The 2,866-nt window shown below is 68.0% G+C and carries 5 protein-coding genes; 1 reads left to right on the top strand and 4 read right to left on the bottom strand.

The annotated features are described in order from the left end of the window. The 4 genes from HC022_RS23140 to tatA all read right to left on the bottom strand — a co-directional run. Positions 1 to 280, bottom strand: a 280-nt coding sequence (locus HC022_RS23140) for a DUF815 domain-containing protein (protein ID WP_167453968.1), incomplete at its 3' end; no start/stop codon positions are given. Further along, on the bottom strand, positions 277 to 1,227 hold the full coding sequence (locus tag HC022_RS23135) for a twin-arginine translocase subunit TatC (RefSeq protein ID WP_008886317.1): 951 nt from the start codon (positions 1,225 to 1,227) through the stop codon (positions 277 to 279). The genes HC022_RS23135 and HC022_RS23140, both read right to left, overlap by 4 nt. Continuing rightward, on the bottom strand, positions 1,224 to 1,706 hold the full coding sequence (gene tatB, locus HC022_RS23130) for a Sec-independent protein translocase protein TatB (RefSeq protein ID WP_167453967.1): 483 nt from the start codon (positions 1,704 to 1,706) through the stop codon (positions 1,224 to 1,226). The genes HC022_RS23135 and tatB overlap by 4 nt, the downstream gene beginning before the upstream one ends. Positions 1,707 to 1,712: 6 nt before the next feature. Further along, positions 1,713 to 1,931, bottom strand: a complete 219-nt coding sequence (gene tatA, locus HC022_RS23125) for a twin-arginine translocase TatA/TatE family subunit (RefSeq protein WP_008885031.1) — start codon at positions 1,929 to 1,931, stop codon at positions 1,713 to 1,715. Positions 1,932 to 2,139: 208 nt separating this feature from the next. On the opposite strand from tatA, the gene HC022_RS23120 reads away from it, so the two are divergent. Continuing rightward, the gene (locus HC022_RS23120; RefSeq protein WP_167453966.1) at positions 2,140 to 2,811 is read left to right on the top strand and encodes a YafY family protein; all 672 of its coding nucleotides are present in this window, start codon (positions 2,140 to 2,142) and stop codon (positions 2,809 to 2,811) included. Positions 2,812 to 2,866 lie beyond the last annotated feature (55 nt).

Raw genomic sequence — 2,866 nt, 5'->3', positions numbered from 1 at the left:
GGCTCGACTTGCCCATGCCGCGCGCGCCCCAGAGCAGCGCGTTGTTGGCCGCGAGGCCACGGGCGAACTGCTCCGTGTTGGCCAGCAGCGTGTCGCGGGTGCGGTTGATGCCCACCAGCAGCGGCAGCGGCACCCGGTTCACCTTGACCACCGGCTCGAGCCGGTCCGGGTCGACGTGCCAGACAAAGGCCTCGGCAGCGTCGAAATCAGGTGCGGCGAGCGGCGCCGGAGCCATACGCTCCAGCGCCGCGGCGATCCGTTCAAGTTGGTCTTCGGTCACGTCTTTTCCTTGCCCTCGCCGTCCTCTGCGGCGTCTTCTTCATCTTCGTCGAACCACAGACCCTGTGCCCGCAGCTCCTTCTCGCGCTTCCTCTCGACCATGCGGACGAGGAAGATCGAGATCTCGTAGAGCCCGTAGACCACTGTGAACAGGATGACCTGCGTGGTCACGTCCGGCGGCGTCACCAGCGCGGCCAGCACGAGGATTGCCACGACCGCGTACTTGCGCACGCTGCCGAGACCGGCGGCCGACACCAGACCGGCCTTGCCCATCAGGGTCAGCAGCACCGGCAGCTGGAAGCAGAGCCCGAAGGCGATGATGAACTTCAGCGTGATGTCGAGGCTCTCGTTCACCTTGCCGAAGAAGGTGATGCGGATGCCTTCCGTGGTCTCGGGCACCATCGCGGGCTCGGCCGCGGGCACGCCCGCCACGCCGTCGCTCACCCGGTCGGCCGCGGTCGAGAGCAGATTGGCAAAGATCGACGACACGTCCGCGAAGCCCAGGAAGAAGGCCATCGCCAGCGGCGTCACCACGAAATGCGCAAAGCTCGCGCCCAGCAGGAACATGACCGGCGAGGCGACAAGGAACGGCAGGAACGCGCCCTTCTCGGACTTGTAGAGCCCCGGCGCCACGAAGCGCCAGAGCTGGTAGGAGATCACCGGGAAGGCCAGCCCGAAGCCGAACACCATCGAGATGCGGAACAGCGTGAACAGGTATTCCTGGGGGCTGGTGTACTGCATCGTGGGCGAAGGATCGCCGAGATTGCGCAGCGTTTCCTCGATCGGTCCCAGCAGGAACTGCAGGATCGGCTCGGCCACCGTGAAGGCGAGACAGATCCCGATGATGAACGCGATCACCGAGCGGATGAGCCGCGTGCGCAGCTCCGCCAGGTGCTCGATCAGTGGCGCCGAGCTGTCTTCGATCTCGTCATGGTCTGCGTGGCTCATGCCTCACCGTCTTTCTTGAGCGCCGCTTCCATCTCCTCGGCCTTGGCGGCGGCTTCCTCGGCGCGCTTCATGGCGGCCTCGGCATCGCGTCGCTGCCGGTCGGCGGCGGTCCGCGCCGCACTGGCCTCGATGCGCTTCTTGGCCTCCTCGCGCTCGGGATCGAGCGCGGCGGGGTCTTCCTTGAGCGACGTGGTCTTCTTCGCGGGCGTGGGGTCGGTCATGGTGCGCGCCGCGTCCCGAACCCCGTCCATCGCCGAGCCCAGCGGGTTCGTCGCGGTCTTGAAGGTCTTGGCCACGTCCCGCACCCCGCTCTCGTCGGCGGCATCGTTCATGGCGCGGGTGAACTCGCGGGCCATCCCGCGCGCCTTGCCCATGAACCGTCCGACATTGCGGAAGAGCACGGGCAGGTCCTTCGGCCCGACCACGATCAGCGCCACGATCCCGATGACCAGCAGCTCGGACCATCCCAGATCCAGCATGTGGGCTTACACCTTGTCTTTTTCGGTCTCGGCCGGGGTGACGTCCTTGGCGCTGTCCGCCTTTTCGTCCTCGAGCTCCTTCTGGCCGTCGTTCACGCCCTTCTTGAAGGCGGTGATGCCCTTGCCGACCTCGCCCATGAGGTTGGAAATCTTGCCGCGGCCGAACAGCACCAGAACAACGATGGCGATGAGAAGAAGGCCCGGAAGGCCGATATTGTTGAGCATGTCTCTAGTCTCCTGTCGCGGGCCACCTGCTCCGGCGCCCGTGCATCAATTCTGTCCGATCTCTAGAACGGCGCTTGCGCCACAGGAGGCGGAAAAGCCCCCCGCCCCCGCATCGCCACACGGAATCCGCCGCGCTTTTTAACAAAAAACTGTCAGTTGCCCAACCTCCCCGCTCCCCGCCACACCCAGCCCCAGCCCGACGAATCGCATGAAGAAGACCGACCGCCTCTATGCCCTGATGACCCGCCTCAAGGATGGCGGCGTGCACACCGCCGAGGCGCTGGCTGCCGAGCTCGGCGTCTCGCAGCGGACGATCTACCGCGACATGGACACGCTCGCCGCCTCGGGCATCGCCATCGAGGGCACCCGCGGCCGCGGATACGCCGCCCGCGCCAGCCTCACCCTGCCGCCGCTGAACCTGACCGAGACCGAGCTCGAGGTGCTGCACCTCGGCCTCGCTGCGGTGGGCGCCGGCGCCGGCGACCTGCCGGAACTGGCCGAGGCGGCGCGCTCGCTGTCGCGCAAGATCGACGCGCTCCTGCCCGAGGCCGGCCCCGCAGAGCCCGGCAGCTCCGGCTTCGCCGCCTACCCGTCCCCCGAGGCCGCGCAGGGCTTCCGCCACATGCCGGCGGTGCGCGCCGCCATCCGCGCCCGCCAGAAGCTCCGCGTCACCCTGCGCGACACGCCCGCGCCACAGGACCTGCGGCCGCTCGCGCTGGATTACTGGGGCCGGATCTGGACCTGCACCGCCTGGAACGAGACCCAAGGCGACTTCACCACGCTCCGCCTCGACCGCATCACCGCCCTCGCCCCGCTGCCGGGCCTCTTCGTGGACGAACCCGGAAAGCGCCTGGGCGACTACACCGCCACCCGGACCTGAGGCCGAACCCGGCCACATCCCCCCGTCGGACCTTCCCCTCTGGCGATCCCGCCAG

The organism is Salipiger sp. HF18, assembly GCF_011806505.1.
Classification (GTDB): domain Bacteria; phylum Pseudomonadota; class Alphaproteobacteria; order Rhodobacterales; family Rhodobacteraceae; genus Salipiger; species Salipiger thiooxidans.
Note: the sequence above shows the minus strand (reverse complement) of the source record. Positions and strands in the feature narration are given on the sequence as shown.

What these genes read in the sequence shown, in the direction of transcription:
- HC022_RS23135 (WP_008886317.1), bottom strand. Translation starts at nt 1,227, where the DNA reads ATGAGCCACGCAGACCATGACGAGATCGAAGACAGCTCGGCGCCACTG.
- tatB (WP_167453967.1), bottom strand. Translation starts at nt 1,706, where the DNA reads ATGCTGGATCTGGGATGGTCCGAGCTGCTGGTCATCGGGATCGTGGCG.
- tatA (WP_008885031.1), bottom strand. Translation starts at nt 1,931, where the DNA reads ATGCTCAACAATATCGGCCTTCCGGGCCTTCTTCTCATCGCCATCGTT.
- HC022_RS23120 (WP_167453966.1), top strand. Translation starts at nt 2,140, where the DNA reads ATGAAGAAGACCGACCGCCTCTATGCCCTGATGACCCGCCTCAAGGAT.